At 42.5% G+C, this 24486-nt stretch carries 23 protein-coding genes; 10 read left to right on the plus strand and 13 right to left on the minus strand.

Annotated elements, in window-relative coordinates:
• Window positions 1-33 precede the first annotated feature (33 nt).
• The 3 genes from Q0890_RS10220 to Q0890_RS10230 all read left to right on the plus strand — a co-directional run bounded on the left by Q0890_RS10220 (window position 34) and on the right by Q0890_RS10230 (window position 3650).
• Window positions 34-825 carry a HesA/MoeB/ThiF family protein gene (locus Q0890_RS10220; RefSeq protein WP_299220379.1) on the plus strand — a complete coding sequence of 264 codons (792 nt, stop codon included), beginning with the start codon at window positions 34-36 and terminating at the stop codon, window positions 823-825.
• Window positions 826-923: 98 nt separating this feature from the next.
• Window positions 924-2276, plus strand: a complete 1353-nt coding sequence (locus Q0890_RS10225; RefSeq protein ID WP_299220382.1) for an AarF/UbiB family protein — start codon at window positions 924-926, stop codon at window positions 2274-2276.
• An 87-nt stretch (window positions 2277-2363) separates the two neighbouring features.
• Window positions 2364-3650: a YbfB/YjiJ family MFS transporter gene (locus Q0890_RS10230; RefSeq protein WP_299220385.1), complete on the plus strand. Its 1287-nt coding sequence runs from the start codon at window positions 2364-2366 to the stop codon at window positions 3648-3650.
• Between the two features lie 15 nt (window positions 3651-3665).
• Here the strand turns inward: Q0890_RS10230 and Q0890_RS10235 are convergent, their stop codons facing one another.
• Window positions 3666-4154 carry an Lrp/AsnC family transcriptional regulator gene (locus tag Q0890_RS10235; protein ID WP_299220390.1) on the minus strand — a complete coding sequence of 163 codons (489 nt, stop codon included), beginning with the start codon at window positions 4152-4154 and terminating at the stop codon, window positions 3666-3668.
• A gap of 204 nt (window positions 4155-4358) precedes the next feature.
• On the opposite strand from Q0890_RS10235, the gene leuA reads away from it, so the two are divergent.
• Together leuA and Q0890_RS10245 are read left to right on the plus strand one after the other, a co-directional pair.
• Window positions 4359-6143, plus strand: coding sequence for a 2-isopropylmalate synthase (gene leuA / locus Q0890_RS10240; RefSeq protein ID WP_299220393.1), 1785 nt, complete (start codon window positions 4359-4361; stop codon window positions 6141-6143).
• 189 nt (window positions 6144-6332) lie between these two features.
• On the plus strand, window positions 6333-6965 hold the full coding sequence (locus Q0890_RS10245) for a hypothetical protein (RefSeq protein WP_299220395.1): 633 nt from the start codon (window positions 6333-6335) through the stop codon (window positions 6963-6965).
• Window positions 6966-7053: 88 nt separating this feature from the next.
• Here Q0890_RS10245 and accC read toward each other — a convergent pair whose 3' ends face one another.
• From accC to Q0890_RS10270, 5 genes are all read right to left on the minus strand, one after another.
• Entirely contained in the window at window positions 7054-8415 is a 1362-nt protein-coding gene (gene accC / locus Q0890_RS10250; RefSeq protein WP_299220398.1) for an acetyl-CoA carboxylase biotin carboxylase subunit, read from the minus strand.
• Window positions 8416-8527: 112 nt separating this feature from the next.
• On the minus strand, window positions 8528-8959 hold the full coding sequence (gene accB / locus Q0890_RS10255) for an acetyl-CoA carboxylase biotin carboxyl carrier protein (protein ID WP_299220400.1): 432 nt from the start codon (window positions 8957-8959) through the stop codon (window positions 8528-8530).
• Window positions 8960-9161: 202 nt separating this feature from the next.
• On the minus strand, window positions 9162-10529 hold the full coding sequence (locus Q0890_RS10260) for an MATE family efflux transporter (RefSeq protein WP_299220403.1): 1368 nt from the start codon (window positions 10527-10529) through the stop codon (window positions 9162-9164).
• Between the two features lie 334 nt (window positions 10530-10863).
• Window positions 10864-11904, minus strand: coding sequence for a hypothetical protein (locus Q0890_RS10265; protein ID WP_299220405.1), 1041 nt, complete (start codon window positions 11902-11904; stop codon window positions 10864-10866).
• Window positions 11905-12020: 116 nt separating this feature from the next.
• On the minus strand, window positions 12021-12494 hold the full coding sequence (locus Q0890_RS10270) for an EVE domain-containing protein (protein ID WP_299220408.1): 474 nt from the start codon (window positions 12492-12494) through the stop codon (window positions 12021-12023).
• A gap of 265 nt (window positions 12495-12759) precedes the next feature.
• Between Q0890_RS10270 and hemW the strand changes: the two genes are divergently transcribed.
• Window positions 12760-14007 carry a radical SAM family heme chaperone HemW gene (gene hemW / locus Q0890_RS10275; RefSeq protein ID WP_299220860.1) on the plus strand — a complete coding sequence of 416 codons (1248 nt, stop codon included), beginning with the start codon at window positions 12760-12762 and terminating at the stop codon, window positions 14005-14007.
• A 128-nt stretch (window positions 14008-14135) separates the two neighbouring features.
• Here the strand turns inward: hemW and Q0890_RS10280 are convergent, their stop codons facing one another.
• Window positions 14136-14276, minus strand: a complete 141-nt coding sequence (locus tag Q0890_RS10280; RefSeq protein WP_075103144.1) for an entericidin A/B family lipoprotein — start codon at window positions 14274-14276, stop codon at window positions 14136-14138.
• 351 nt (window positions 14277-14627) lie between these two features.
• On the opposite strand from Q0890_RS10280, the gene Q0890_RS10285 reads away from it, so the two are divergent.
• On the plus strand, window positions 14628-15191 hold the full coding sequence (locus tag Q0890_RS10285) for a tRNA (cytidine(34)-2'-O)-methyltransferase (protein WP_299220412.1): 564 nt from the start codon (window positions 14628-14630) through the stop codon (window positions 15189-15191).
• A gap of 21 nt (window positions 15192-15212) precedes the next feature.
• On the opposite strand, the gene Q0890_RS10290 is transcribed toward Q0890_RS10285, so the two are convergent.
• Genes Q0890_RS10290 through Q0890_RS10315 form a run of 6 tightly spaced genes read right to left on the minus strand, consistent with a single transcriptional unit; the run spans window position 15213 to window position 19186 of the window.
• Window positions 15213-15530: a TusE/DsrC/DsvC family sulfur relay protein gene (locus tag Q0890_RS10290; RefSeq protein ID WP_299220863.1), complete on the minus strand. Its 318-nt coding sequence runs from the start codon at window positions 15528-15530 to the stop codon at window positions 15213-15215.
• Window positions 15531-15547: 17 nt separating this feature from the next.
• Window positions 15548-15877, minus strand: coding sequence for a hypothetical protein (locus Q0890_RS10295; RefSeq protein ID WP_299220415.1), 330 nt, complete (start codon window positions 15875-15877; stop codon window positions 15548-15550).
• Window positions 15878-15931: 54 nt separating this feature from the next.
• The gene (locus tag Q0890_RS10300) at window positions 15932-16255 is read right to left on the minus strand and encodes a hypothetical protein (protein ID WP_299220417.1); all 324 of its coding nucleotides are present in this window, start codon (window positions 16253-16255) and stop codon (window positions 15932-15934) included.
• A 59-nt stretch (window positions 16256-16314) separates the two neighbouring features.
• On the minus strand, window positions 16315-16764 hold the full coding sequence (gene tusD / locus Q0890_RS10305) for a sulfurtransferase complex subunit TusD (RefSeq protein WP_299220420.1): 450 nt from the start codon (window positions 16762-16764) through the stop codon (window positions 16315-16317).
• 55 nt (window positions 16765-16819) lie between these two features.
• The gene (locus Q0890_RS10310) at window positions 16820-17884 is read right to left on the minus strand and encodes an NADP-dependent oxidoreductase (RefSeq protein WP_299220423.1); all 1065 of its coding nucleotides are present in this window, start codon (window positions 17882-17884) and stop codon (window positions 16820-16822) included.
• Window positions 17885-17905: 21 nt separating this feature from the next.
• Window positions 17906-19186, minus strand: a complete 1281-nt coding sequence (locus Q0890_RS10315; RefSeq protein WP_299220425.1) for an amidohydrolase — start codon at window positions 19184-19186, stop codon at window positions 17906-17908.
• A gap of 295 nt (window positions 19187-19481) precedes the next feature.
• Here Q0890_RS10315 and glnE point away from each other — a divergent pair, with 295 nt between their 5' ends.
• The 3 genes from glnE to Q0890_RS10330 all read left to right on the plus strand — a co-directional run bounded on the left by glnE (window position 19482) and on the right by Q0890_RS10330 (window position 24403).
• Window positions 19482-22337 (plus strand): bifunctional [glutamate--ammonia ligase]-adenylyl-L-tyrosine phosphorylase/[glutamate--ammonia-ligase] adenylyltransferase, encoded by a 2856-nt coding sequence (glnE, locus tag Q0890_RS10320; protein WP_299220866.1) that lies wholly within the window; start codon window positions 19482-19484, stop codon window positions 22335-22337.
• A gap of 192 nt (window positions 22338-22529) precedes the next feature.
• On the plus strand, window positions 22530-23459 hold the full coding sequence (locus Q0890_RS10325) for a branched-chain amino acid transaminase (protein ID WP_299220428.1): 930 nt from the start codon (window positions 22530-22532) through the stop codon (window positions 23457-23459).
• Between the two features lie 107 nt (window positions 23460-23566).
• Window positions 23567-24403: a glycosyl transferase gene (locus tag Q0890_RS10330; protein ID WP_299220431.1), complete on the plus strand. Its 837-nt coding sequence runs from the start codon at window positions 23567-23569 to the stop codon at window positions 24401-24403.
• The last annotated feature ends 83 nt before the right edge of the window (window positions 24404-24486 follow it).

The raw sequence follows: 24486 nt of genomic DNA on the forward strand, positions 1-24486 counted from the left end.
GCAGTTTTCTAAGTAATAACTTTGGTAGTAAATATGACTAATTTAGCAGAAACAGTGGCGCTATCAGACGATGAGCTGATGCGTTATGCGCGGCAGATATTGCTCGAAAGCTGGGATATCGACGCTCAGCTAAGACTAAAATCGTCTCGTGTAGTTATGATAGGCGCAGGCGGTTTAGGTTGCCCAGCTTCTGAGACCTTGGTGCGTGCAGGACTTGGGCAAACTCATCTGATTGATGACGATGAGATTGAGGCGAGCAATTTACAGCGGCAAACGCTATTTTTACCTGAAGATATCGGTCGGCCCAAAGCGTTGACCGCTGCTGAGATGTTAGAGAAGATTAATCCCTTGATATCTGCTCGCGGTACGGTTGCACGCTTGAATGAAGACAATGCTTACGATTTGCTTGATATGGCAGCAGGTAAGCCCAGTCTTTTACTAGATTGTACCGACAACTTTGCGACGCGCGACATCATTAATCGCATTAGTGTGCGCTTTCAAATACCATTATTGACTGCATCAGCGATTGGCACGCAAGGACAATTGGCATTGTTTGAGCCGCAGTTAAATACCGGTTGTTATTACTGCGTCTTTGGCTCAGTCACGCATAATGCAGAAATTGACGAACGTACCTGCGCCAATTCTGGAGTGCTTGCTAGCACCACGGCTATCATGGGTAACCTGCAAGCCAATGCTGCATTACAGTATTTAGGATTAACCAAAAATCCACTGATTAATAAGCTGCTTTTGTGGGATGGTAGCCGGATGCAGCAGCGACTGATGGGCTATCGGCAAGACAAGCATTGTCCTGTGTGCGCTGTTTAGTTGCTGCTTATTTATTTTGCTATCTATTTAGTGTCACATAGTAAATGACACAAGATATTTTATTATCCAATTTTGTTTCTTAATTATAGTTGTCTTCTATGAAAATTCATCGTCCTCATTTACTAAAGCATTCTTTCAATGTGGTCAATCGTATGCGTCAGACAGTCAGTGTCGCCGGCTTATCTGCCTTTAGAGTTGCAAAAGGCGAGAAGCCTGATGCAAGGCTATTAAAAGATACTTTTGAGCAGCTTGGCACGACTTATATTAAAATTGGTCAGTTTATAGCCAGTACGCCCTCATTATTCCCGCGTGAATATGTAGAAGCCTTCCAAGACTGTTTGGATCAAACGACACCATTATCTTATACCTATATCGAGCAGGTATTGACGGATGAGTTGGCAGTCGATGGGCAAACGCTGTCTGACAAATTTGCATTCATCAACGAAAAACCATTAGCATCCGCCTCTATCGCTCAAGTACATGCCGCGCGTTTGCACAATGGCGATGAAGTGGTATTAAAGGTACAAAAGCCTGAAGTCGAAACCATTATGCAAACGGATTTGGGCGTATTGCACGGCGTGACTAAAATCGTTGAGCTATTGATGCCGTCAATGAGGTTTGCCAGTATTGCACCGATTATCGATGAGATTCGTCTGCGCATGTTGGCCGAAACTGACTTTATTAGCGAGGCACAAAACATTCGCGATTTTCAGCAGTTTTTGAGCGTATCGGGGAACACAAAAGTAGTAGCGCCAGAGGTCTATGATGATTTGACGACCAAACGCGTCCTGACTATGAGCCAATTACATGGCGTTTCTATGATTGATGAGACGGCTATGCGTCAGTATTGTGACGATCCAGCGCAAGTGATGGCAGATACGTTGAATACGTGGTTTGCAAGCCTTATGTTTTGTAATAGCTTTCACGCTGACTTGCATGCTGGCAACTTGATGCTGTTAACCGACGGTCGAATTGGGTTTTTGGATTTTGGTATCGTAGGTAAATTAAAGGCTGAAAGCTGGCGTGCTTGTATGGGGATGATGCAAGCTTTGCAAGATAATAACTATCAAGCGATGGCGCAGCATATGATCGATATGGAGATGACCCATGGTCGCAGTAATGTCGATGCCCAGGACTTAGCAAATGATCTAGAGCGCATGATGAAAACCATCATGGCAGAAGACATTACGTTTACAAGTGGGGTGCCTTTTAATAGTAAAGAGCAGGCCGATGAGCTTAACCAGATGATGCTCGAAATTGTCGAAGTCGGCAAACGTCATGGTATTCATTTCCCCCGTGATTTTGCTTTATTGACTAAGCAGCTGTTGTATTTTGATCGGTTCATGCGTACGCTTGCCCCTGATATGGATATGTTTAGCGACCAACGAGTACAGATATTGGGGCAGACTGATACTAGCCAGCCTTCAGCGTCTGCACTTAATATGTCATAGTTTTAAGCTTCATCGCTACTTTTAAGCGCTATCTATAGGTTTTTAACACAAAGGATTGTGTGCTGATAACCACAAATTGGCTGCGTCATGATGACTACTTCCAAAAGCCGTATTGTCCCTATTATTACTCATGAAACCACTATCGCTTGGATTGGACTTTACTGTCTGGCGGTAGTGATGGGTTATGGGCGCTTTTTATTTACAGCGACATTACCTGATATTATGGTTCAAATGTCGCTGTCGACCGCTACTGCTGGATGGCTCGCTTCAGTTAATTATATTGGCTATTTTATTGGCGCGCTCATTGCCATATTTGTGACGCAGCGACACACGTGGCAAATGCTGATGCTATGGACGATGGTTAGTGTTACTACGACGATGATGCTTGTCGTACCAAAAATGTCATTAAATCTATGGTACTTGATTCGTTTACTAGCAGGTATCGCAAGCGGAGTGGCGATGATTTTAAGCTCGTCATTAGTGATTCAAAGCTTTAGCGATGAGCGTCGCTCTATACTTTCTACGTTGCACTATGCTGGGATAGGAGTGGGTATTAGCCTGTCAGCCGTATTGACTTGGTGGTTATTATTGCTCGGCTATCATTTTGATATTATCTGGCTGGTAGCGGGCGTGAGTAGTTTGCCGTTACTTTGGCTACTTTACGGTCTACGTCCGACAAATAGCGATGCTGCCGTATCTAGCGAGTCAACAATAGCAGATGCGACGACCAGTCTTACTCATCGATCTATACGCCAAACCTATATTAATTTTAAACGCTCATTATATAACGCTGTTATCGGTCATACCAAAGCCATAGTGTTGTTATCAGCAAGCTATGTATTAGCAGGATTTGGTTATATTACTTCAGCGACTTTTTTACCAGTTATGGCAGCACAGCGGCTTACTATCCAGAGCTATGCTGGGCTGCTTATCTGGTTGCTGGTTGGTATTTTTGCGATGCTGTCGAATCCTCTGTGGGGCGCGCTTGCGAAGCGTATTGGTGAGACCAAAACCTTAATGGGTTTAACTCTATTACAAGCGCTAGGGATGCTTTTACCTTTATGGTTTAAAGGGGCGTTTGGCTTATATGCAAATGCCGTTATTTTAGGACTAACCTTTGTCGGTATGGTGTCGATGACCTTAAATATCATCAAAAATATCAACCCTGCTTACTCTAACTTGCTCATAGGATTGGCAACTTTAGCCTATGCGCTTGGGCAGTTTATCGGACCATTGGTAACGGTTGCTTTGGCTGGACAAAGCGATAATTTCAATGCAGGTCTATTGGTTGCAGCTATCGGTTTACTCATTGGTCTGGCTTTAATCGTGTCATTTTATCGGCTGCATAACAACCCACTCAAGCGAGTATTGTAAAGATGCCATAATGCCTTAAACGATGCTGCGGCTAAAAACCTCTCGTAACTCAAAGCTAGTATGGACCTGTGCAACGCCCTCGATACGATTTAGCCGATGTAATAAAAACTCTTCATAGTGCGCCATATCACGTACCCGTACTTTAATCAAGTAGTCCTCAGAGCGGCCTGTCACGATGCTACAACTGATCACTTCGTCGAAGCTTTGCACCCTTTTTTCAAACTGCTCAAAACGTTCAGCTGTGTGGCGATCCATACTAATGGCGATAAATATAGCAAGTGGGTAGCCAAGCTTTTCTGCATCTGTTTGAGTATGATAACCTGTGATAATACCTGCGTCTTCTAAACGCTTGATACGGCGCGCACAAGGTGTCGCTGACAAATTGACGTTTTCAGCCAACTCGGTAATACTCATACGGGCATCTATCTGTAATAGACGTAAAATACGCTTATCAGTATCATCAAGAGGGTGTGTGGTTTGAGAGGCTGGTTGGCTATCAGTCATATCTTTTGTTCATTGTTAGTGATTTGTGCCGATAATATATATGATATTAGTGATAAACACTACTTACATAAGATAATTTATTTAATAAAGCTGTTTTTCACTTTAAAAACTTTGCTATTATAATGCTATAACCACCATCTCTTGTGATAAAGCGATTTAGTTAGATACGTATTTAGCTCATTATATCGTCTAAAAGGATTCATTATGTCTAACCAAGACCCACGCAATGCGACCACACATACGGCAAAGATTACCCCTAAAAATGCCGCTTTTGATTTTCGTAAATATCGTCCATTTGCGTTTGCACCTTCACTACCGGATCGCACATGGCCAAGTAAAACTATTGAGGCATCGCCAATATGGGCGAGTGTCGATCTACGTGACGGTAATCAAGCTTTGATTGATCCAATGACTATCGAACAAAAAATGCGCTTTTTTAAAACTTTGGTGGATGTGGGTTTTAAAGACATTGAGATTGGGTTTCCATCGGCGGCGCAAGTTGAGTTTGATTTTGCGCGTAAACTTATCGAAGAAAACCATGTACCAGATGATGTGACCTTGCAAGTATTGGTGCAAGCACGTGAGCATCTGATTGCTCGAACCTTTGAATCTTTAAAAGGGGCCAAACGAGCCATTGTTCATGTTTACAACTCAACTTGCCGCGTACAGCGTGAAAAGGTTTATGGCAAAGATAAGTCTGAGATTAAAGAAATTGCAATCACTGGTGCCAAGCTATTGCAGCAGTATGCTGCCAAATATCCAGAGACAGATTGGGTATTCCAGTATTCACCTGAGAGCTTTAGCCAAACTGAAACTGAATACGCTGTGGAAGTTTGCAACGCCGTCTGCGACGTATGGCAGCCGCAACAAGGACAAGAGGTTATTCTTAACTTACCAGCGACTGTTGAAGCTTCTATGCCTAATATCTTTGCTGATCAGGTCGAATATTTCTGCCGCAATCTTGCCCAGCGCGAGCATGTGATTATCAGTCTTCATACTCATAATGATAGAGGTTGTGCAGTTGCTGCGGCTGAGCTTGGTGTGCTTGCTGGTGCCGATCGTATCGAGGGTACGTTGCTTGGGAACGGAGAGCGTACTGGTAATATGGATATCATGGTGATGGCGATGAACTTATTCAGCCAAGGTATTGATCCTGAGCTTGATTTTAGTAATATGAGTGAAATCGTGCAAGTGGTGAGCGAGTGTAACAATCTACCGCTGCATCCACGTCATCCATATGTGGGCGAGCTCGTCTTTACTGCCTTTAGCGGCTCACACCAAGACGCCATCAAAAAGTCTCTTGATTATAATGAAAAACATCAAGATGAGACTGACACTGTGTGGGACGTGGCTTATTTGCCGATCGATCCTGCGCATATTGGTCGTAGCTACCAAGACGTGGTTCGTATCAATAGTCAATCTGGAAAAGGCGGCGTTGCTTACATCTTGCAGCGCAACTATGGGTTTAATTTGCCACGCTGGATGCAGATTGACTTTAGCGGTGTGGTACAAAAGCAGGCTGAGACAGCGGCACGCGAGCTACAAAATGATGAGATATTACAGACCTTTGAAGACACGTATTTGCAAAAAGGCAATTTAGAGCTATTAGATTATAGTGTTAATAACAAGGGTGGAGCCGTTTATTTTAATGGTCAAGTACAAATGAATGACGATACCATTACGATTGACGGTACGGGTAATGGCCCATTATCATCATTTATTGATGGACTTGCACAGCACACTGGTAAATCCATCCATGTTATTAATTATGCTGAGCATGCTATCAATCCGCAGCATAATAGTGGTGATGGTATCGATGACGGCAACAACAGCGATAATAAGACCAATGCCAATGCGGCCGCTTACATTCAGCTCAACGTCGATGGCGAGGTTTATTCTGGTATTGGTACTTGTAGCAGTACGGTATCGGCGATGCTAAAAGGGGCACTCTCTGCATTTGCTCAAGCGCCAAGTACGGTAGCCGCTTAGTTTTAGTCACAGTTAAGCAGCATAAAACTAAAAACCGCCATACTCTATAAAAGATATGGCGGTCTTTTTATAGAATATAAGCGCTGCAAAATGCACATCTGTTCATCTATAGCATAAAGTTACTTGTGTGTTCGACAGCGAGGACTTACACTAAGACAGACAATCTATATTATAAGTATAAGGTTAATTATGGAACCAATCTCGTTTGCGTCATTTACGTTAGCCGCTGTTTTAGCTTCACTACCTGGTAATAGCGAACCTGTTAGTCAGTCAGTGATTACAACGCATATTAGCCCTGCTATTGCTGGACAATGGGAAATAGATTTGGATAGTGGTATCACTATGACCAAAGACGCTATAGCGAAGCAAGCAGCATCCAACAGTGCTCAAAATATAGAGACCAATGAGCCTGAGGTAACTGCTAAAGCGGCAGATGGTGTATTGGATCAAAGCGAGCGTCGCATCTTTAAAGTGACACCTAATGTAGCGCCCAGCATGGTAACTGGTGATAATATAAAGACGAAAAGTGCCACGCAGTGCCGAGAGTTATATAATTTTGGTGCAGATAACGAGATGTGGGCAGTAAGCGGCAAAGAATGGACTTATGGACGTTATTTGGTCACGCACCGTGAAGAAGGTTTGCCTATTATCGCCATCAAAACTGTTTATGATAACAATGAAGTAGACTGTTCAGGCAATCAGATTGACCAGACTGACGAGGCGCTGATTGCTTATTTAAATCATGATGGCAATGAGATGCAGTGGTGTGCTGATCCTGAAGGCAAACAGTGCTTTATGAATTTTCATAGAGTCCTACCATAAGCAATAGGCTTTAGTGTCTTAGTCACAACAATCAAAAAACCGCTCCTTTATAAGAGAGCGGTTTTTATTTAAAGCATCAAAATTCTCATTATTTCGCAGTTTTAGTCTTTTGTGATTTAAGCATTTCTTCTTCAAGATAATGGATATTCTGCGCTTCATTAACGAAGTTTTCATCTGCCAAAATGACATCACGATGCATAGGAATATTGGTTTTTATGCCTTCGATAATAAGCTCATCAAGCGCATGTACTGTTTTTGCGATAGCTTGCTGGCGAGTCTGGCCATGACAAATGAGCTTACCAATCAATGAGTCATAATAGCTAGGGATTTCATAGCCAGGATATAAATGCGAATCAAAGCGTACGCCAGCCCCACTAGGTGCATATAGCTGTGTAATTTTGCCAGGTGAAGGCATAAAAGTTACTGGGTCTTCAGCATTGATACGACATTCGATTGCGTGACCTTGAATTTCAATCTCATCTTGACGATAAGATAAACCGTAGCCTGCAGCGATTTTTAGTTGTTCAACCACCACGTCGATACCAGTGATCATTTCAGTCACAGGGTGCTCGACCTGTACCCGCGTATTCATCTCAATAAAGAAAAATTCGTTATTTTCAAACAAAAACTCAAACGTACCAGCGCCGCGATATTCAACCAGCTCACACGCTTTAACACAAGCTTGTAGTATCGGTTCACGAACGTCATCTGGAATATCAGGAGCAGGTGCTTCTTCTAACACCTTTTGGTGACGACGTTGTAGTGAGCAGTCACGATCATAAAGATGAATGGCATTACCATTACCATCGCCCAGTACTTGGATCTCAACGTGGCGCGGGTTTTGTAAGTAACGCTCCATATAGACAGTATCATCGCCAAACCACAACTCAGCTTCTTGTCTTGCCGCTTGCACTTGACCGACCAACTCATCAAAGCGTTCAACGACACGCATACCACGACCACCACCACCAGAAGCGGCTTTAATGATCAACGGGAAGCCAATATTACGAGCTTGTTCTTCCGCATTGTGCATCGTTACTGCACCGACTGAGCCGGGAACAGTTGGTACGCCAGCTTTTTTCATGGCATTAATGGCAGATACCTTATTACCCATAAGTCGAATATGATCAGCATTGGGGCCTACAAAAGTTAAACCAGCTTCTTCGATACGTTCAGCGAATTCAGCGTTTTCGGCCAAAAAACCATAACCAGGATGAATGGCATCAGCACCAGAGATCTCAGCAGCTGTTAAAATAGTACTGATATTCAAATAACTTTCACTGGCATTTGGTTTACCGATACAAATAGCTTCATCAACGAAGCGTAGATGCATGAGGTTTTCATCAGCAGTGGAGTAAATACCGACAGTCTCTATACCAAGTGCTTTACACGCACGTACGATACGTAGAGCAATCTCACCTCGGTTGGCGATGAGCAGTTTTTTTATCATAGGGTCATCCTCGTCAAAGCGGCGTTGATCAATCCAATCGTTACACATCACTCATATAATATGAGTATGAACGAGGTATTGAACGTAACAAAGTAAGGTGTAGCAAGTACAATTAGGCTTTATAACGTATAACAGGCTGGCCAAACTGTACAACCTCAGAGTTGTCCACTAAGATTTCGTCAATGACACCACTTTGAGTTGCTTCAAGTGGATTCATGATTTTCATCGCTTCAATAATACCAAGTGTGTCGCCAGCCTGTACGGTTTGACCAACTTTTACAAACGGTGGGTCATTAGGACTAGGAGCAGCATAGAACACACCAACCATCGGTGAGGTTTCAACGCTTCCAGCTTTGACAGATGCTTTGGCTTCAGTAGCAGCTATAGGTGCTGCACCCATAGCAGGCGCTGCCATCATGGTTGGAGCTGGTGCATCATAGTGACGAGTTAAACTGATATGCTCATCATCTGAACTCACTTCTAAATTGACCAGTTCGTTTTCTTCCATGAGAGCGATTAGTGTGCGTATTTTTTCAATATCCATAATTTTAATGACGCCTTTTTTTTGAATTGAAGAAAGAAATAGTGTAACAAAATATTGTTTGATTGACTGCTAATGATACCTATATTCAACGCAATGAGCAATCAATGTACAGTTGTTAACTGGAATTTTTTACATATTTTTGACGCTAAGGCGAATAATAGTAACATGCGTCCCATATTTGTTGAGTTTTTCTTAACGTTGATTAAGTCCATATGGCTGTTAGGCGCCTTTGTTGGTAACGTAATCGTAAAGTCAAAAGGATTGAGGATAAAAACAAACCGGTAATGAGCGCCATCCAAAACCCCTGTGCACCGACGCCTGTAAAACGTACTAGATAGACACCAAGCGGCAAGGCGACCATCCAATAGCAAAAAAGCGTCACCCACATCGGTATTGTGGTATCTTGCATCCCGCGTAATATCCCAGCAACATTGACCTGCCAGCCATCAAAGAGCTGATAAGCCAGCGCGAAGATTAACAGATGCATAGCCTGTGCTCGTAACTCAGGATTGTCGGTAAATGCTGCGGCAAGCTGTGGTCTAAACATCCAAATACCCAGCATGCAGACAAGCGCAATGAGCACTGTCCAAATAAGTCCAGTTGCTTGTACGTGTCGTAAGGCGAGCAGATTCTTTTCGCCAAAACGATTAGATACCATGATAGTCAGCGCCATCGCGACTGATATCGGAATCATAAACAACTGAGAAGTAACTGCTAGGGCGACTTGATGTGACGCCGTTGCGATCTCACCTAATGGGCTAATGACCAATGCGCCTAAGCTAAATAAGCTGGCTTCAAAAAAAATAGACAAGCCAATGGGAATACCAAGTTTAAGGAGCTTGGTTATTTGCTCTCGGTTGGGAGCAGTAAAGCTGTAGAAAAAACGAGTACTGGCAAATTGTTGACGCTTAGAGAGGGTAGTATAAGCGCCCAAAATCAATACGTTAATCCATAGCACTAGTGCTGTTGCCACACCGCAGCCAGCACCGCCCATCTCGGGCATGCCAAATAATCCGTGGATAAAAATATAGTTGAGCGGTATATCTGCTAATAGACCAATAATACTAACGACTGTGACTGGCTCAGGTCGACTCAGTGCTTCACAATAACTACGTAATACTGCATAAATGGCGAGTGCCGGGAAACCAAAAGAAACACCATGTAGGTACTGTGCAGCGATAGGCTGAATGTTCTCTGGCACACCCATTAAGCCAAGCACATTTGGCATCAAATTAACAATAATAAAACCGCAAATACCGATCACGCTGGCGGTCCATATAGACTGCTGAGTGATATGTGGAACTTGGCTGTGTTTGTTTTGCCCTATGGCTTCTCCAATGAGGGGCGTGGTAGCGATTAAAATACCTGTTGCCAATAAAAACAGCGGTAACCAAATACCAGAGCCAACAGCCACGGCAGCCAAGTCAAGTGCTGAGACACGTCCCGCCATAATCGAGTCAACGACTCCTAGCGCTGCTTGGCAAAATTGAGTGATTAAAATAGGTAGCGCGAGCACGCCTAAACGTAAGCTGTAGCTTTTAAAGTCTGTAAAGGATAATGGCAAAACCATAGTTAGCAACTTTTCATTATTCACGTTGGTTATTGATGTTTAAACACTGCCATCAGCAAATCGTTGGTAAGGCAGTAACATAGAATCTGTGCTGACGATAATACTCCGATAAATAATATGAGCAAGTCCATATAGCCAAAGTTTGAAAATAAAAATGACGTCAATAAAACAAAAGCAACCCGCCAATTCAAATGATGAACTGACAGGTATCACTGTATTAAATGGCTAAGAAGTCAGACTGCAATTTTAATGCTTAAAATACGTTTAAAACTTTTCAGAGCCGTCTGGAGTTAATCGTCATATGTATATTTATAAAAGCTCATACATTCAAAGATCACAATGATTCAGGCAAATCTTGTACGATTGCTTGATAGCCAATCAGCTTATTATTCGCATCAAATGCTTGTACGACAATAGCGTAGTTAGTCGAAGTGTTTGGAATTACAGGTGTAAATTGTGTTTCGTTGTTAACCAATACTACATTCTGTACATAACCGTTGGCGCCAGACTCAGCTTTATTGACATCGATTTGGCTGACTAATACTTGTTTTGTGTTAGTTGGATTCTTCCAAGTGACGGTTTTTTGGCTACCATTACCAGTGATGTCAAGCATCATGGCACCTAGTGTATAATCGAGTGCATAAGTGGTAAAGTTAGAACGATCACTCAGAGTATAGGTAACCTTACAACTGTCTTTGGCAGCTGAAAGGGTGGTGCCACCTAGACTGTCTTGATATTCAAAACTCCCTTTCCATGGTGAGCCTACTTGGTTTTCCTCAAAGCTACCTGCAAAGGTAGTCATTAAGTTTGGCGTTTCAAGATCTAGATCATTGATATATTTGATGTCTAAAAATTCTGCTGTATCAAGGCTACCTGTTACCTTGCCCGTAATATAATTGTCTACTTTAAAGCCCGTATTGACATCGAGTGTGCGGTTTTCTTGGCAAGTCTGCTGTTGGTAACTGATACGCCCATCAACGCTGCCAGCGCCGTCATTACTGATATCAAAATATATCGCTCCGATATCAATGTCGCTATCATCACCATCATCAAGCTCGGTGAAGTGACCGACATAGAGACCGCCGCGTCCACCCTCCGGCGTCAATTTGTCTAAGAAGTTATCTAATGACTCTTCTGGTAAAAATACAGACTCCAAAATCTCAGCCATGCTTTTTTCGTCATCAGTCAGCTTATCTTCGACTTCTTCATACTTATCTTTGACTTTATCTTCTACACGATCATACTCGTCTTTCACTTGGTCTTCGATGCGATCGTATTCTTTTCTGACTTTGTCACCATCGCTGCCGCAAGCGCTTAGTGTCAGTCCTAATACACTGACTGTTAATACAGATAGTACAAGTTTGGGTGCGCTCATAAATGAGTCCTAGAATATGGAAATAGTGTAATAGTGTAGATAAAAAATCAAGGCGTCAATATAGCAAACTTTGGTAAGGTAGTGCTACAAAAACCTTTGACCCATTACTTATGAGCTCACACTAGCTCCAGCATCTCTGCCATATCCATAATAGCCTGCCAATGCTTAGGCTCAAGTGGTATTACGGTCAGTTGCTGGCAGCCCTTCCTAAGTAGTAATGAATCCTCAAGTACAGGGATAAATTTTAGCTCAGATAGGGGTAGGGTTTCTTTAAAAGCTCGCTCAAATGTTACATCGACCATATACCATCGCGGTGCCTCAATAGTTGCAATGGGGTCGTAATGCCGATGTTCAGGATGAAACTGGGTTGGATCAGGGTAACCGGCTTGGCTTATCGTCATAATGCCAGCGACGCCAGAGGGTTTTGCGCTTGAGTGATAAAAGACTACTTTGTCACCTACTTGCATATCGTCGCGCATAAAGTTACGAGCGCGGTAGTTACGTACGCCATCCCAGCATTCTGTACCCAAGCGTTGTAGGTCTTCAATACCAAAAAATTTTGGATTAGATTTCATTAGCCAATATGCCATAACTGTTATCCTCATATTTGTCGTATGATATTTGATATACGTTTTATCTAGCTTGCCTGTTAGATGGCATCGATGATAGTCGTGTTTGTTTAAGTATGGTTTTACAGCTGTTCGTTAAACGTCTCTTTAATAAATGCAATTGATGAATACAATGCTTTTCTTTCAGTGACGTAGCCGTTATCCTAGCCGTATTTTTTGCGGTTTGTCGCCGCTTTTTGTTGAATAAGTTTATGTTATGTCGATATCTAAAAGTGAGAATATTACCATGCGAGCTGATATTAACGGTGCTTCTTGTATAGACGTGACCATTATACCGTTGGCGCTATATATTCATATTCCATGGTGCGTAAAAAAATGCCCTTATTGCGATTTTAACTCGCACGAGCTGGGCGCTGATATGCAGCTATCAATGTATGATGAATACGTAGATGCGCTCTTACTAGATGCGCAGATGCAACAGTCTCTGACTCAAGGACGCCAGATTGGCTCAATATTTATAGGCGGTGGTACGCCGTCATTGTTACCGATTATTCAATACCAGCGTTTATTTAAAGGTTTACAAGACTGCTTTGAATTTGCCAATGATATTGAAATTACCATGGAAGCAAATCCTGGAACGTTAGAGCATGCACCATTCGCTGAGTATTTAAAAGTGGGTATTAATCGCTTATCTATTGGGGTACAGAGTTTCGCTGCTGATAAGTTGCAAACACTTGGGCGTATTCACGATCCTGATCAGGCAACAGCCGCCATCCAGGCTGCTCGCGCTGCTGGCTTTGAGCGGGTTAATGTAGACTTAATGCATGGGTTACCGCAGCAGTCGCTTAGTGAGGCGTTATACGATATTCAAACGGCACATGACGCTGGCGCAACGCACATCTCTTGGTATCAGCTGACGATTGAGCCCAACACCGTATTCTATCGCAATCAGCCTATCTTACCTGATGAGGACAGCTTGGCTGATATTGAGGAGGCAGGGCAAGCTCTGCTACAGCGTCTAGGCTACAATAACTATGAAGTATCGGCATGGGCAGGCGCGTCAGATAAACCGTGTCGACATAATATCAATTACTGGCAGTTTGGCGATTATTTGGCCATTGGGGCTGGCGCACACGGTAAAGTGACCTTGAACAGTAATGACTTAATAAGTAAAGATTTGCAAAACGATGAACTACTATTAGAAGAGCTACTATCAAAGACAGGTATCTACCGTTTTAGTAAGTCACGCTCTCCAAAAGACTATATGACTTATCAAGAGGCACCAAAAATGGTCAATTGGCAGCCAATCGCCGATGACGAGTTGGTCAGTGAATTTATGCTTAATGCGCTACGTTTGCACGAAGGGGTGGCAGGGACATTGTTTGAGTCGCGAACAGGACTGAGCTATGAAAGCATAGCGCGGCAAGTCAATAAGCTAGTCGAGCAAGGTCTCTTGATAGATGACCCTAATCTGTTACAACCAACTTTATTAGGTCGTCGTTACTTAAATCAGATATTGCGCGCATTTTTATAGTGCTTGTATGTTTAAATTTTTATGTATCTGCATATGATGAAGATTATTTATACATTACTGTTATTAAGAACAAAAAAAGGCTTACCAAATGGTAAGCCCTTCAAACATAGAATCTAAAACGTTAGAACTTAGATTTTGTTTTGTACGTCTTGTGCACCACCAGTTACTGCTTCACCAGCGCTTGATACGTCTTGGCCTAGGCCTTTAAAAGTGTTGCAACCAGTCAATACAAACATAGCAGTCAAAGATGCGATAATTACTTTTTTCATAATAATGTTCCCAAAATGGATAGGTTTATTCGAGTAATAATAAGCATGTTGCTTAGGTATTACCAACGATATGCAGGATAAATGGCAATATCATGATATCAGTTCAGCATAAATAAATAGGCTATTCTGATATCATCAAACTGTCTTGATATCCATTGGTGCCATGATAATCAAAGTTAAAAACCGTGCCCAGTATCAAAATGTAATTATTGACAATAAACTGTAACTTTTAATTACGCTTAGCAGTTAGCTGGTTTACATAGCTGTCATTTGGCAATAGTGCATGAGAGCAAAGTCAGACCAGTATGACGCAAATAACATCAATATTTTTAATCCTATTATGGAAATTTTATGACCATTCATATCGTGCTAGTCGCCCCAAAAATGCCTAGCAATACCGGCAATATTATTCGCTTATGTGCCAATAGTGGCGCACAGCTACATTTGGTGCAGCCACTAGGCTTTGAGCTGGATGATAAAAAGTTGCGCCGTGCTGGATTGGATTATCATGAATACGCACACTTGCAAGTGCATGATGACTGGTCAGCAGCGAAGCAAGCATTGCTTGAAGCAGATTGCCAGACAATCACAGCGCTGACAACCAAGCTTAGTAAACCGTTTTATGATTATGATTTTATGGCGCAATTAGATACTAGTACCGATAACATACCAGCGGTAGCGCCTAGCGTAGCACTGGTTTTTGGTTCTGAAACCGCAGGTCTAGCGGATGATATACGTGAAGACATTGGCGCTGATAATTGGTTAAGACTGCCGATGTTGCCTGATTCGCGCAGTCTTAACTTATCCAATAGCGTGGCGATATGTCTCTACGAAGTATGGCGCCAGCAAGGTTTTAGTGGTGATACAGGTCGCAGCACCGGTTATGAGACTCTCACTGTTTATGACCCAAAATAGCAGCCTATAAAAAAGCAGTTTTTATAAGCAGTTAGGTGGCTTTGGGAGGCCTGACAAACGATTGACATGACGAGCAACTAAGCCGGTATTAAACAGTTGCTGTAACTTTTGGTTGCTGATATCGTGTTCAGGCAAAGTCTGCTGTAGCCATTTGATTAATGGGCGAGTAGCTGGCGCGTGATTAAACCTAGCAAAAAAAGCCCGGACTTGATGCAGGATGGCTAGACGCTCGTCATCTAGCTTGACATCTAATGTATCTGCCAGTTGTTGGGCGATCGCAGGTGTCCATATATTATGGTCACAAAGATGACCGTCTTGGTCTAGAGCGATGTTAGACATAGTGATATTAGATACAGTCATAAGGATATGGTCACTACTTTGTCAAACTGTGGGTCTTGGGTCATAGTAACCCATTCATTATCAGTTAAAACATCAGCCAGCTTGGCGTTTAAGTTTAATTTGGCAGTCGTATTATCACTGAGATTTGCGACATCGTCTGCTAAAGCATAGATTGCAGTGATACCTTCTATATCACTATCACCTAAATAAGCATTAAGCCATTCAACGAAAGTGACAGTTGCGCCTAATAAAATAATACTGTCACCAGCCCGCCACGTTAGCGCCATCTCTTCTGTGCTGTGTCTGAGCTTATCCATTGTACTGTGTAATTGATATAAAGTTGCCATATTAAGTTTCCGAATGTTTACCGATAGCAAGGTAGTATCTAAAAATATATACCATTAAAAAGCTAAGATCTGCTCAAAATCTTGTGAATTAACGACTTCTGGTATTAGCGTAAGCTGTGCGGCTAAATCGCTTGGTACCATGCCTGTAAGCCATCCGCTAAATACATCCTCAGGTAGCCAAGCGGGCGGCATATCATACAGCTCAAGAGATTGAATCATACCGTGCAAACGCGACTTCGGCTGCATTAATAGTCCAAAAACAGGAGCGTCTAAATAAAGCTGCACCTCATGACCGAAAGTTGCAAGCGTCAAGGCGAGGGCACAACCTTCATAACTTGCCATCTCAGTTGGAGTGCGTAGCTGAATGAGTAATTTCATAGGTTATTTCTTATTATCCATGATGAATATTCGTACTTAATTGGCACTTAAAACTGTATTTAAAACTGTAGCAGACGGCAGTTGCCTTGCATCATTATTGCAAGCTCACTAAGTCCAACCAAATGAAAACCATCGGCAATATTCTCACCATTCAATTGATGACGTGTGCTGTTATCACGATCACTAATACCGCGACTAAGCGCAGTGCTGACGCATACAGGTAGCGAAAGCTGATATTGCTTAGCAAGCGCTTGCCATTCTTGAGTTAAGTCAGTCTGATCCGCTGACTGCCAGCGTAAGCGATTGGCTATGTGAGCTGCATCAGCATAAAAAAAGACATTTAGAGGTTGCGTATCGTTTTTAGCAACTTGCTGCCCAGTATTCTCATCCTGATGTTGTACCTGCTTCGATGTTACTTGCTTTAAAAAGGTACGAGCATAACGCAGTGCCAAATGCGCAAGCGGGTGGCTTGGATCGGTCGTAATCAGGAGTAGCGGGGTAGCGTTCATAGTTATAAGCCATCATAAAAGTTTAAAATTCAAAGTACGATATTTGAGTTAGGTTTTAGTCATCGTTACTATCGCCAGTTTTAACCATTTGCTTACCGATATTCTCACCTGTAAACAGACCGATAAAGGCAGAAGGAATGTTGTCAAAGCCTTTAATAAGGTTTTCTCTATACTTTATTTGACCGCTATTGTACCACTCTGCAATCTGTTTTTTGGCATCATCAAATTCATCGCTAAAGTTGAAAACAACATACCCCTCCATACGTGCACTTTTTTTGATTAAAGTGTGCATAGGACGTGGGCCTTGTGGTGGACGGTCTTCGTTATATTCTGCAATTTGACCACAAATAGCGATACGGCCATACTCGTTAATATTGGCAAGTATTGCGTCAAATAATTCTCCGCCTACATTGTCAAAGAACACATCAACACCATTAGGGCAAGCTTCTGTTATCGCTACTTGCATGTTATTAGTTTGCTTATAGTTGATGCCTTTATCCAAACCCAACTCGTTTTCTAGATAGTTGATTTTTTCAGGAGAGCCTGCAATACCAACGACCTTACAGCCCTTTATTCTAGCTATTTGCGCAGCGATACTGCCTACTGAACCCGCAGCACCGGAGACAACAACGGTATCTGTTGCTTTGATCTGACCTATTTTTAACATGCCAAAATAAGCAGCAAGTCCAGGTACTCCAAGCATACTAACAGCGGTAGAAATAGGCGCGAGATTGGGATCTACTTTCTCAATATTATCTACACTAACGGTTTGGTATTTTTGCCACGCAAAACGTCCATGTACGATATCGTCAACGGCAAAGGTCTTATCAGTACTTTTGATAACTTGCGCGACACTTCTACTGGTAATAGGCTGGTTTAGCTTGTACTTATTACCAGCGGCATCATCGTCGCCTTTGTCCATAAAGCCGCGCATACCAGGATCGACTGAGACATAAAGACTTTTTATTAAGACTTCATTGTCTTTGAGCATTTCTGATGTTGGCATATCAATGTTATTGATCCGAAAAGTATCTGCCGTTGGTACTCCTGAGGGGTGCCCAGCCAGTACAATTTCTTGATTTTGTTCTTCTTTGTCTGTAGTAATATGAGTGTTGTCCATTGTAGATGTCCTTTATTGTTTTTATAAAATCACCTTACCTTTATAGTAAACCGCTTCGCGTCTTGGTAGGCGGGCTACTGCTTCCGCGGAACAAGAAGCATTGACCAGTATAAAGTCAGCGTCAGCACCTACGAACGGCCAGACTTGCTCGCCTTGATCGTCCAAAGGTAACGTATGATTGGTAATCATTTTTAACGCACGATTCAAACGATATTCGTCAGTCCAATTATAGAGTTGCGCGCACAAGTTTGCTTTTTGTAGCATATCGCCCGTTCCAAATGGTGAAAAATTATCCATAAGGTTATCAGTACCAGTTAGGACGTTAACGTTGTGTTTTCTTAAGGTAGGAATAGGCATTGCTTGTTTGCCAATTGGCACACTGGAGACAATACCGATACCATATTCTGCAAATTGCTCAGCGATAAATTCCAGCTCTTTTTGTGGCATCATCGCTAAGGCGTAAGCATGGGTAATAAAGGTTTTACCTTGTAGCACCTCGTTTTCTTTAACCCTTTTTATCATATACTCCATCACGGCTTTACCAGAAGGCAGGTCTTCATGGAGATGAATATCGACACCTTTGTCATAATCTAACGCGATATCAAACATAATATCTAAAGATCTTTTCATATCGCCATCGACAACTGTGGGATCAAGTCCGCCAATGAAATCAATATCCATTTGAGCCGCCTCTCTCAACAAGCCCTCGGACTGCGAATAAAGAATACCATGTTGAGGAAAGGCGGCTATTTCCCAATCAAAACTGTCTTGGTAATTATCCAACGCTAACAGCAGATGTTCTAAGCTTTTTAACCCGCTAATGGGATCGATATTGCAGTGGCAACGAGCAAAAGTAGAGCCATAGCTTTGCATGAGCTGTATGCATTCTTCAGCTTTTCGCTGAGAGTCAGGAAGGAGTTTTGGAATTAACTTTTCCTCCAGACGAATCATATCTTTGATACTGCCCGTCCAAGGTGCTGCTTGCCAACCTGAACCGTAGTAAGTTTTATCGATATGAATATGCATATCTTGAAAAGTTGGCAGCATTAAGAATTCATTAGCATCAACTGTTTTTACATCAAGGTTCGTTTGACTCTCATTTGTCAGTTTTTTTTTAGTGATTGATTCGATTTTGCCATTGAAGATAAAAAGATCAAAAAGCGACGTCTCTGTCGCAACGACTTCATTGTACTTATTGCGCATAAAACCGGTTTCTAATCGAACATTGCTAAGTAAAAATCCTTCATCGTCGGTCTTATTCTTAGGGCTGTTATTCTCTATATTTTGCTCAGTCAGCTTCATAGAGCTTCTCCACTATATTTGGATAGATAATCTGTAACTTCATGGACGATATTATCTAGCAGGATGTATGCATCGTCAGCTGCTATAAGTTTGTGATTATTGATACTTCAGCTAACCATGCTACCATAAAGTTAACTTGGTCAAATACTGTATATATTGTAAGCAGCAGACTGGTAACACATAGACCACATTATTCAATATGACTCTCTCGTTAGAAAAAACTATGAACAAAACAGCTAGGTTCAGGTAGTCTTATTAATCCATGCTGTACGGAGCACTTATTATGTCATCGGCGATGCCATCTACTACAATCAATAACCAAAGCCATCAGCCCACAGCTGAACAGATCCAAGTTTTAAGTATTGCTAGTGCTTTTGCATATCAGATTTGGGAGAGCCGAACGACTTCTTGTCAGACGTTTTTGCGTAGCTATCCACTCGATCAAACGTTAACTCGCCAGCAAATAGATGATCTTATTCAAGATTATACGTTAGATGATAACTACCAGTTGGGCGATGAGACGACAGTCATGAGAGGGTTGCGAAATTTGCGCAATCTATTGATGATGCGCTGGATTTGGCAAGATGCTTTAAGAATGATAGAGCTTGAACAATTGACAGATGAGCTCTCTGAATTTGCTGATGGCTGTATAGACTTTGCCAAAGACTATACTTATCGGCAACTGGTTACTCAATATGGCAAGCCAACTTTTATAGATGATAAAGGGGTGAAGCGTGTTGACGACATGGCAATTATGGCCATGGGTAAGCTTGGGGCGCATGAGCTGAATTTGTCGAGTGATATCGATCTGATATTTGTCCATCAAGCGCGCGGTGAGACTGATGGCGATAAGGCACAAGGCACGCGATGCATTGATAACAAGCGTTTTATGACGCGCCTTGGTCAAGGTATCATTAAGTTATTGGATAATTGTACTGCGGATGGGTTTGTATTCCGGGTAGATATGCGTCTGCGACCATGGGGAGATGGTAGCGATTTGGCCATTCATCTATCAGCATTGCAGAAGTATTTTGCCAATCATGGACGAGCATGGGAGCGATTTGCCTGGCTAAAAGCACGCGTGGTTGGTCAGATTTCACCGCCATTTTACGATGAATTACAAGCGCTTATTAGACCTTTTGTTTTTCGGTATTACGTCGATTATAGTGCTTTTTCAGCATTACGTGAGATGAAGTCGCTCATTCAAAACCAAGTGGCGCAGCGAGAAGATTTAGACAATATCAAGCTAGGTGCTGGCGGTATTCGTGATATTGAGTTTATTGTACAAGCCTTTCAGCTCATCTACGGTGGCCGTCATCCGCAATTACAAGTCAAGTCGTGTCTGCAAGCAATGATGGCTTTATGTGAACTTGAATATCTTGAATACTCAACCTATGAGCAATTACAAGCCGCTTACCGGTTTTTGCGTCGACTTGAGCACGGCATCCAAGCGATTAACGATCAGCAGACTCAGCGTTTGCCTAATGATGAACATTGGCAGTACAATTTGGCTTGCACTTTAGGCTTTGAGACTTGGGATGCGCTACTAACAACGCTTAATTTGCATCGTGAAAATGTCAATGTTCCATTTGAGCGTATGGTGACTGAACGACAAGTACCCGATCAAGAAGATACTGAGCTTGACCATGCCAATCTTGATGAGCAAATTGCGCAGCTTGATACCGTATTAACAGAGCAAAACCGCGCTCAATTACAGACATTTTGGCAATCAAAAATGGTCGCCAACTTAAGCGAGGAAGCCAGAACCCGTTTAGATGATGCTTACCCAGTAATCGTGCATGCGTTGCTTGCGCATCAAGAACAGCAGCAGCTAGCCAATAGCGCGTTGCCGCGTCTCATCAATTTACTTGAGGCAATTTGTCGGCGCTCAATCTACTTAGTCATGATCGCAGAAAACCCAAATGCAACGGTTGAGCTGATTCCGATGTTGTCTGCCAGTCCTTGGATTGCAAATGAACTGGCACGGTATCCCGTGCTACTCGATACCTTTTTACAGCAGCGTTATCGTCATCTGCCAGACAAACTAGAGCTACACGACATTTTGCGCCAGCGTCTATTGCGTGTAGAGCCTGATGACGAAGAAGAGCTACTGAGTGTGCTGCGATTGTTTAAAAAGAACCAAGTACTGGCCGTTGCTGCTAGCGACGTCTTGGCTGAACGCCCCATTATGAAGGTATCAGATTCCTTGACCTATATTGCAGCTGTGGTGTTAGAGGCTGCACTGGAACGGGCTTTTGCAGAATTGGTCAAGCGCTATGGCTATCCTATCGCCCAAAATGGTGATCCAGTGACTGAAGCGGATTGTGGTTTTGCTATTATCGGTTATGGTAAGCTTGGTGGCCTTGAGCTGTCTTATTCCTCCGATTTAGATTTGGTGTTTTTACACAAAATAAAAGAGCAGGGCATGACGACTGGCGAGAAGTCAGTAAGCGGCATGAAGTTTGCGGCTCGTTTGGCTCAAAAACTTATGACTTATCTCAATACGCAAACGCGTGATGGACGAGCGTATGAAATCGATATGCGTCTGCGCCCATCGGGAAATGCAGGTATGATGGTGGTTTCTTGTCATGCTTTTGAGACTTATCAGCGCGAAAAAGCGTGGGCTTGGGAGCATCAGGCACTGGTTCGGGCTCGAGCAATATGCGGTGACAAACGTGTAACAGCGCTATTTTGCGATATTCGCCGTACGATATTGGCATTGCCACGTACGCTTGATGAAGTACGTACGGAAGTGACAAGTATGCGCATCAAGATGCAAAAGCATCTGGGCACCAGTCAATGGCAACAACAAGCGGGCAAGTTTCATCTTAAGCAAGACGCTGGCGGTATCATTGATATTGAGTTTCTCGCGCAATTTGTCGTGTTGGCCTATTCGCATAAGTACCCAAGCCTGACTAAGTGGAGCGACAACGTACGCATCTTTGAAGAGGTGGCGTTGCTTGGCATTTGGGAGGAGCAAGTTTGTCAAGATTTAACTGATGCTTACTTACGTATTCGCGCCGCCACCCATCAGTTAGCATTGGCTGAGCAATCACTACTGGTAGATGAGCTGCTATGGACAGAGACACGCGCACTGGTACAAGCTCAGTGGCAACATCTTATGGGTGTGTCCTCGAGAGAAGAAGAATAAGCGTTTATACGGCAAAGGGTATAAATAAAAGCCAAGCTAGGATAAACTAAAATGTTTCATTTGTTTGGCTTTCCGATGATATAATCGTTTACGCACTAATACGGACTCGGTGTAAGCATACAATTTTAATTAAAACACTTACTTAAAACTCAATAAAAAGTTAGTCAATAGTACTAACATAAGGATTCTTACATGAATATGGCAACACAGGAAGGAAAGCTTTGGATGAACGGCACAATGGTTGAACAACCTGATGCCAAAGTTCATGTACTTACCCATAGTTTGCATTATGGTATGGCAGTGTTTGAGGGTGTACGTGCTTATCAAACTGATGACAATCGTACCGCAATCTTCCGTTTAAAAGAGCATACTGAGCGTCTGCTAGGATCTGCAAAGATCTTCCAAATGGACGTGCCTTTCGACGCAGCTACGCTTGAGCAAGCACATAAAGATGTGGTTAAACAAAATAAGTTGGCAGAAGCTTATATTCGTCCACTTATTTGGGTTGGCGCAGAAAAGTTAGGTCTATCCTCACATGGTAACAGTATCAACGCGATGGTTGCAGCTTGGCACTGGGGCGCGTATCTTGGTGACGAGGGCATCCAAAACGGTATTCGGGTTAAAACATCCTCTTATACACACCACATGCCAAACGTCACTATGTGTAAGGCTAAAGCCTCAAGTAACTATCCTGTCTCTATCATGGCCAACCAAGAAGTGACTCGTAATGGCTATGACGAAGCCATCTTAATGGACCCACAAGGCTTTGTGTGTCAAGGTGCAGGTGAGAATTTATTCTTAGTTAAGAACGGTGAACTACATACCCCAGATTTATCTGGCGGCGCACTAGATGGTATTACTCGTCGTACTATCTTGCAGTTTGCGGCTGACTTAGGTATCAACGTCATCGAACGCCGTATCACGCGTGATGAGTTTTACTTAGCAGACGAGATTTTTATGACTGGTACTGCTGCTGAGGTCACACCGATTCGTGAATATGATGACCGTACTATCGGTAATGGTGGTCGCGGTCCATTGACCGAAAAGCTACAAACGTTATATTTTGACGTAGTACACGGCCGTAATGAGAAATATATGGACTGGTTAAGCTTTATTGATTAACGTTATCTAGCAAAATTAAAAAGGCTGAACATAATTGTTCGGTCTTTTTTTTATGTTAATATACGGAGCATATTATTTATTCATACTATTTAAAGTGAGTAGTTTCGATGCCAATGGGTACAAAAGCAGCATATAACAACAATATTAAGCAAATTATCTGTATTAAATGGGGTACTAAATATGGCGCTGATTATGCCAATAAGCTCTATGGTATGGTATCACGCAATATTACGCCACCATTTCGCTTCGTCTGCTTTACTGACGATACTACAGACGTTCGTTCAGAGATTGAGTGTCAAGAACTGCCTCCTTTAGACGTGACTATGCCAACCAATACCTTAGGTAAATGGCCAAAGTCACGACTTTGGGGTGAAAAGTTAGGTGATCTATCAGGAACTGTCCTATTTGTAGATCTGGATGTCATTATCGTTGATAGCCTTGATCCTTTTTTTGAGTATGGTAAACCTGATGATGTTATCTTGTCTTATAATCCAAGTAATCCCTTAGAGCGGTTAGGGCAAACGTCTTGCTTTCGTTTTCAAGTTGGTTCGTTGGTATCTCTTCAAGAAAAATTTAAAGCTGATCCGCAAGGTATCGCTGATAAATACCGCTTTGAGCAACGCTTTGTAACTCGTAATGCGCCAAATGGTGTCAAGTTGTTCCCAAAGAAATGGGTGGCCCATTTTAGACGTAAGTGTCGTCAACCGTTCCCGCTAAATTATATCAAAGAACCAAAAATCCCTAAAGGGGCACGCATTGTTATCTTCCCAGGTGGCCTATATCCCACCAATGCTATCGAGGGTAGATATGACAAAAAGTCAGCTAATAATATTAAAGACCATTTGAAAAACTTAAAACACCCTAAAAACTTAAAGCATCCTCTTCGTCATCTACGTCATTTTATCTTGCCCGTAGATTGGGTTGAAAAGCACTGGAAAGAGTAGTTATAAAGTCTGGTTAGGTTTAGCTTGTTTTCATTGGCGATAGTTTCATTTAATAGCTAACTGGCATTACCAAATGAAAGCTG

It is taken from the genome of uncultured Psychrobacter sp., assembly GCF_947488565.1.
GTDB lineage: Bacteria > Pseudomonadota > Gammaproteobacteria > Pseudomonadales > Moraxellaceae > Psychrobacter > Psychrobacter saeujeotis.

Bases quoted from the DNA above. Each gene is read 5' to 3' on its own strand.
- Q0890_RS10220 (WP_299220379.1), top strand. From the start codon at position 34: ATGACTAATTTAGCAGAAACAGTGGCGCTATCAGACGATGAGCTGATG.
- Q0890_RS10260 (WP_299220403.1), bottom strand. From the start codon at position 10,529: ATGGTTTTGCCATTATCCTTTACAGACTTTAAAAGCTACAGCTTACGT.
- Q0890_RS10285 (WP_299220412.1), top strand. From the start codon at position 14,628: ATGACCATTCATATCGTGCTAGTCGCCCCAAAAATGCCTAGCAATACC.
- Q0890_RS10235 (WP_299220390.1), bottom strand. From the start codon at position 4,154: ATGACTGATAGCCAACCAGCCTCTCAAACCACACACCCTCTTGATGAT.
- Q0890_RS10315 (WP_299220425.1), bottom strand. From the start codon at position 19,186: ATGAAGCTGACTGAGCAAAATATAGAGAATAACAGCCCTAAGAATAAG.
- Q0890_RS10300 (WP_299220417.1), bottom strand. From the start codon at position 16,255: ATGAAATTACTCATTCAGCTACGCACTCCAACTGAGATGGCAAGTTAT.
- Q0890_RS10310 (WP_299220423.1), bottom strand. From the start codon at position 17,884: ATGGACAACACTCATATTACTACAGACAAAGAAGAACAAAATCAAGAA.
- Q0890_RS10230 (WP_299220385.1), top strand. From the start codon at position 2,364: ATGATGACTACTTCCAAAAGCCGTATTGTCCCTATTATTACTCATGAA.
- leuA (WP_299220393.1), top strand. From the start codon at position 4,359: ATGTCTAACCAAGACCCACGCAATGCGACCACACATACGGCAAAGATT.
- Q0890_RS10330 (WP_299220431.1), top strand. From the start codon at position 23,567: ATGCCAATGGGTACAAAAGCAGCATATAACAACAATATTAAGCAAATT.
- accB (WP_299220400.1), bottom strand. From the start codon at position 8,959: ATGGATATTGAAAAAATACGCACACTAATCGCTCTCATGGAAGAAAAC.
- Q0890_RS10270 (WP_299220408.1), bottom strand. From the start codon at position 12,494: ATGGCATATTGGCTAATGAAATCTAATCCAAAATTTTTTGGTATTGAA.
- Q0890_RS10280 (WP_075103144.1), bottom strand. From the start codon at position 14,276: ATGAAAAAAGTAATTATCGCATCTTTGACTGCTATGTTTGTATTGACT.
- Q0890_RS10325 (WP_299220428.1), top strand. From the start codon at position 22,530: ATGAATATGGCAACACAGGAAGGAAAGCTTTGGATGAACGGCACAATG.
- Q0890_RS10290 (WP_299220863.1), bottom strand. From the start codon at position 15,530: ATGTCTAACATCGCTCTAGACCAAGACGGTCATCTTTGTGACCATAAT.
- glnE (WP_299220866.1), top strand. From the start codon at position 19,482: ATGCCATCTACTACAATCAATAACCAAAGCCATCAGCCCACAGCTGAA.
- tusD (WP_299220420.1), bottom strand. From the start codon at position 16,764: ATGAACGCTACCCCGCTACTCCTGATTACGACCGATCCAAGCCACCCG.
- Q0890_RS10225 (WP_299220382.1), top strand. From the start codon at position 924: ATGAAAATTCATCGTCCTCATTTACTAAAGCATTCTTTCAATGTGGTC.
- accC (WP_299220398.1), bottom strand. From the start codon at position 8,415: ATGATAAAAAAACTGCTCATCGCCAACCGAGGTGAGATTGCTCTACGT.
- hemW (WP_299220860.1), top strand. From the start codon at position 12,760: ATGCGAGCTGATATTAACGGTGCTTCTTGTATAGACGTGACCATTATA.
- Q0890_RS10265 (WP_299220405.1), bottom strand. From the start codon at position 11,904: ATGAGCGCACCCAAACTTGTACTATCTGTATTAACAGTCAGTGTATTA.
- Q0890_RS10295 (WP_299220415.1), bottom strand. From the start codon at position 15,877: ATGGCAACTTTATATCAATTACACAGTACAATGGATAAGCTCAGACAC.
- Q0890_RS10245 (WP_299220395.1), top strand. From the start codon at position 6,333: ATGGAACCAATCTCGTTTGCGTCATTTACGTTAGCCGCTGTTTTAGCT.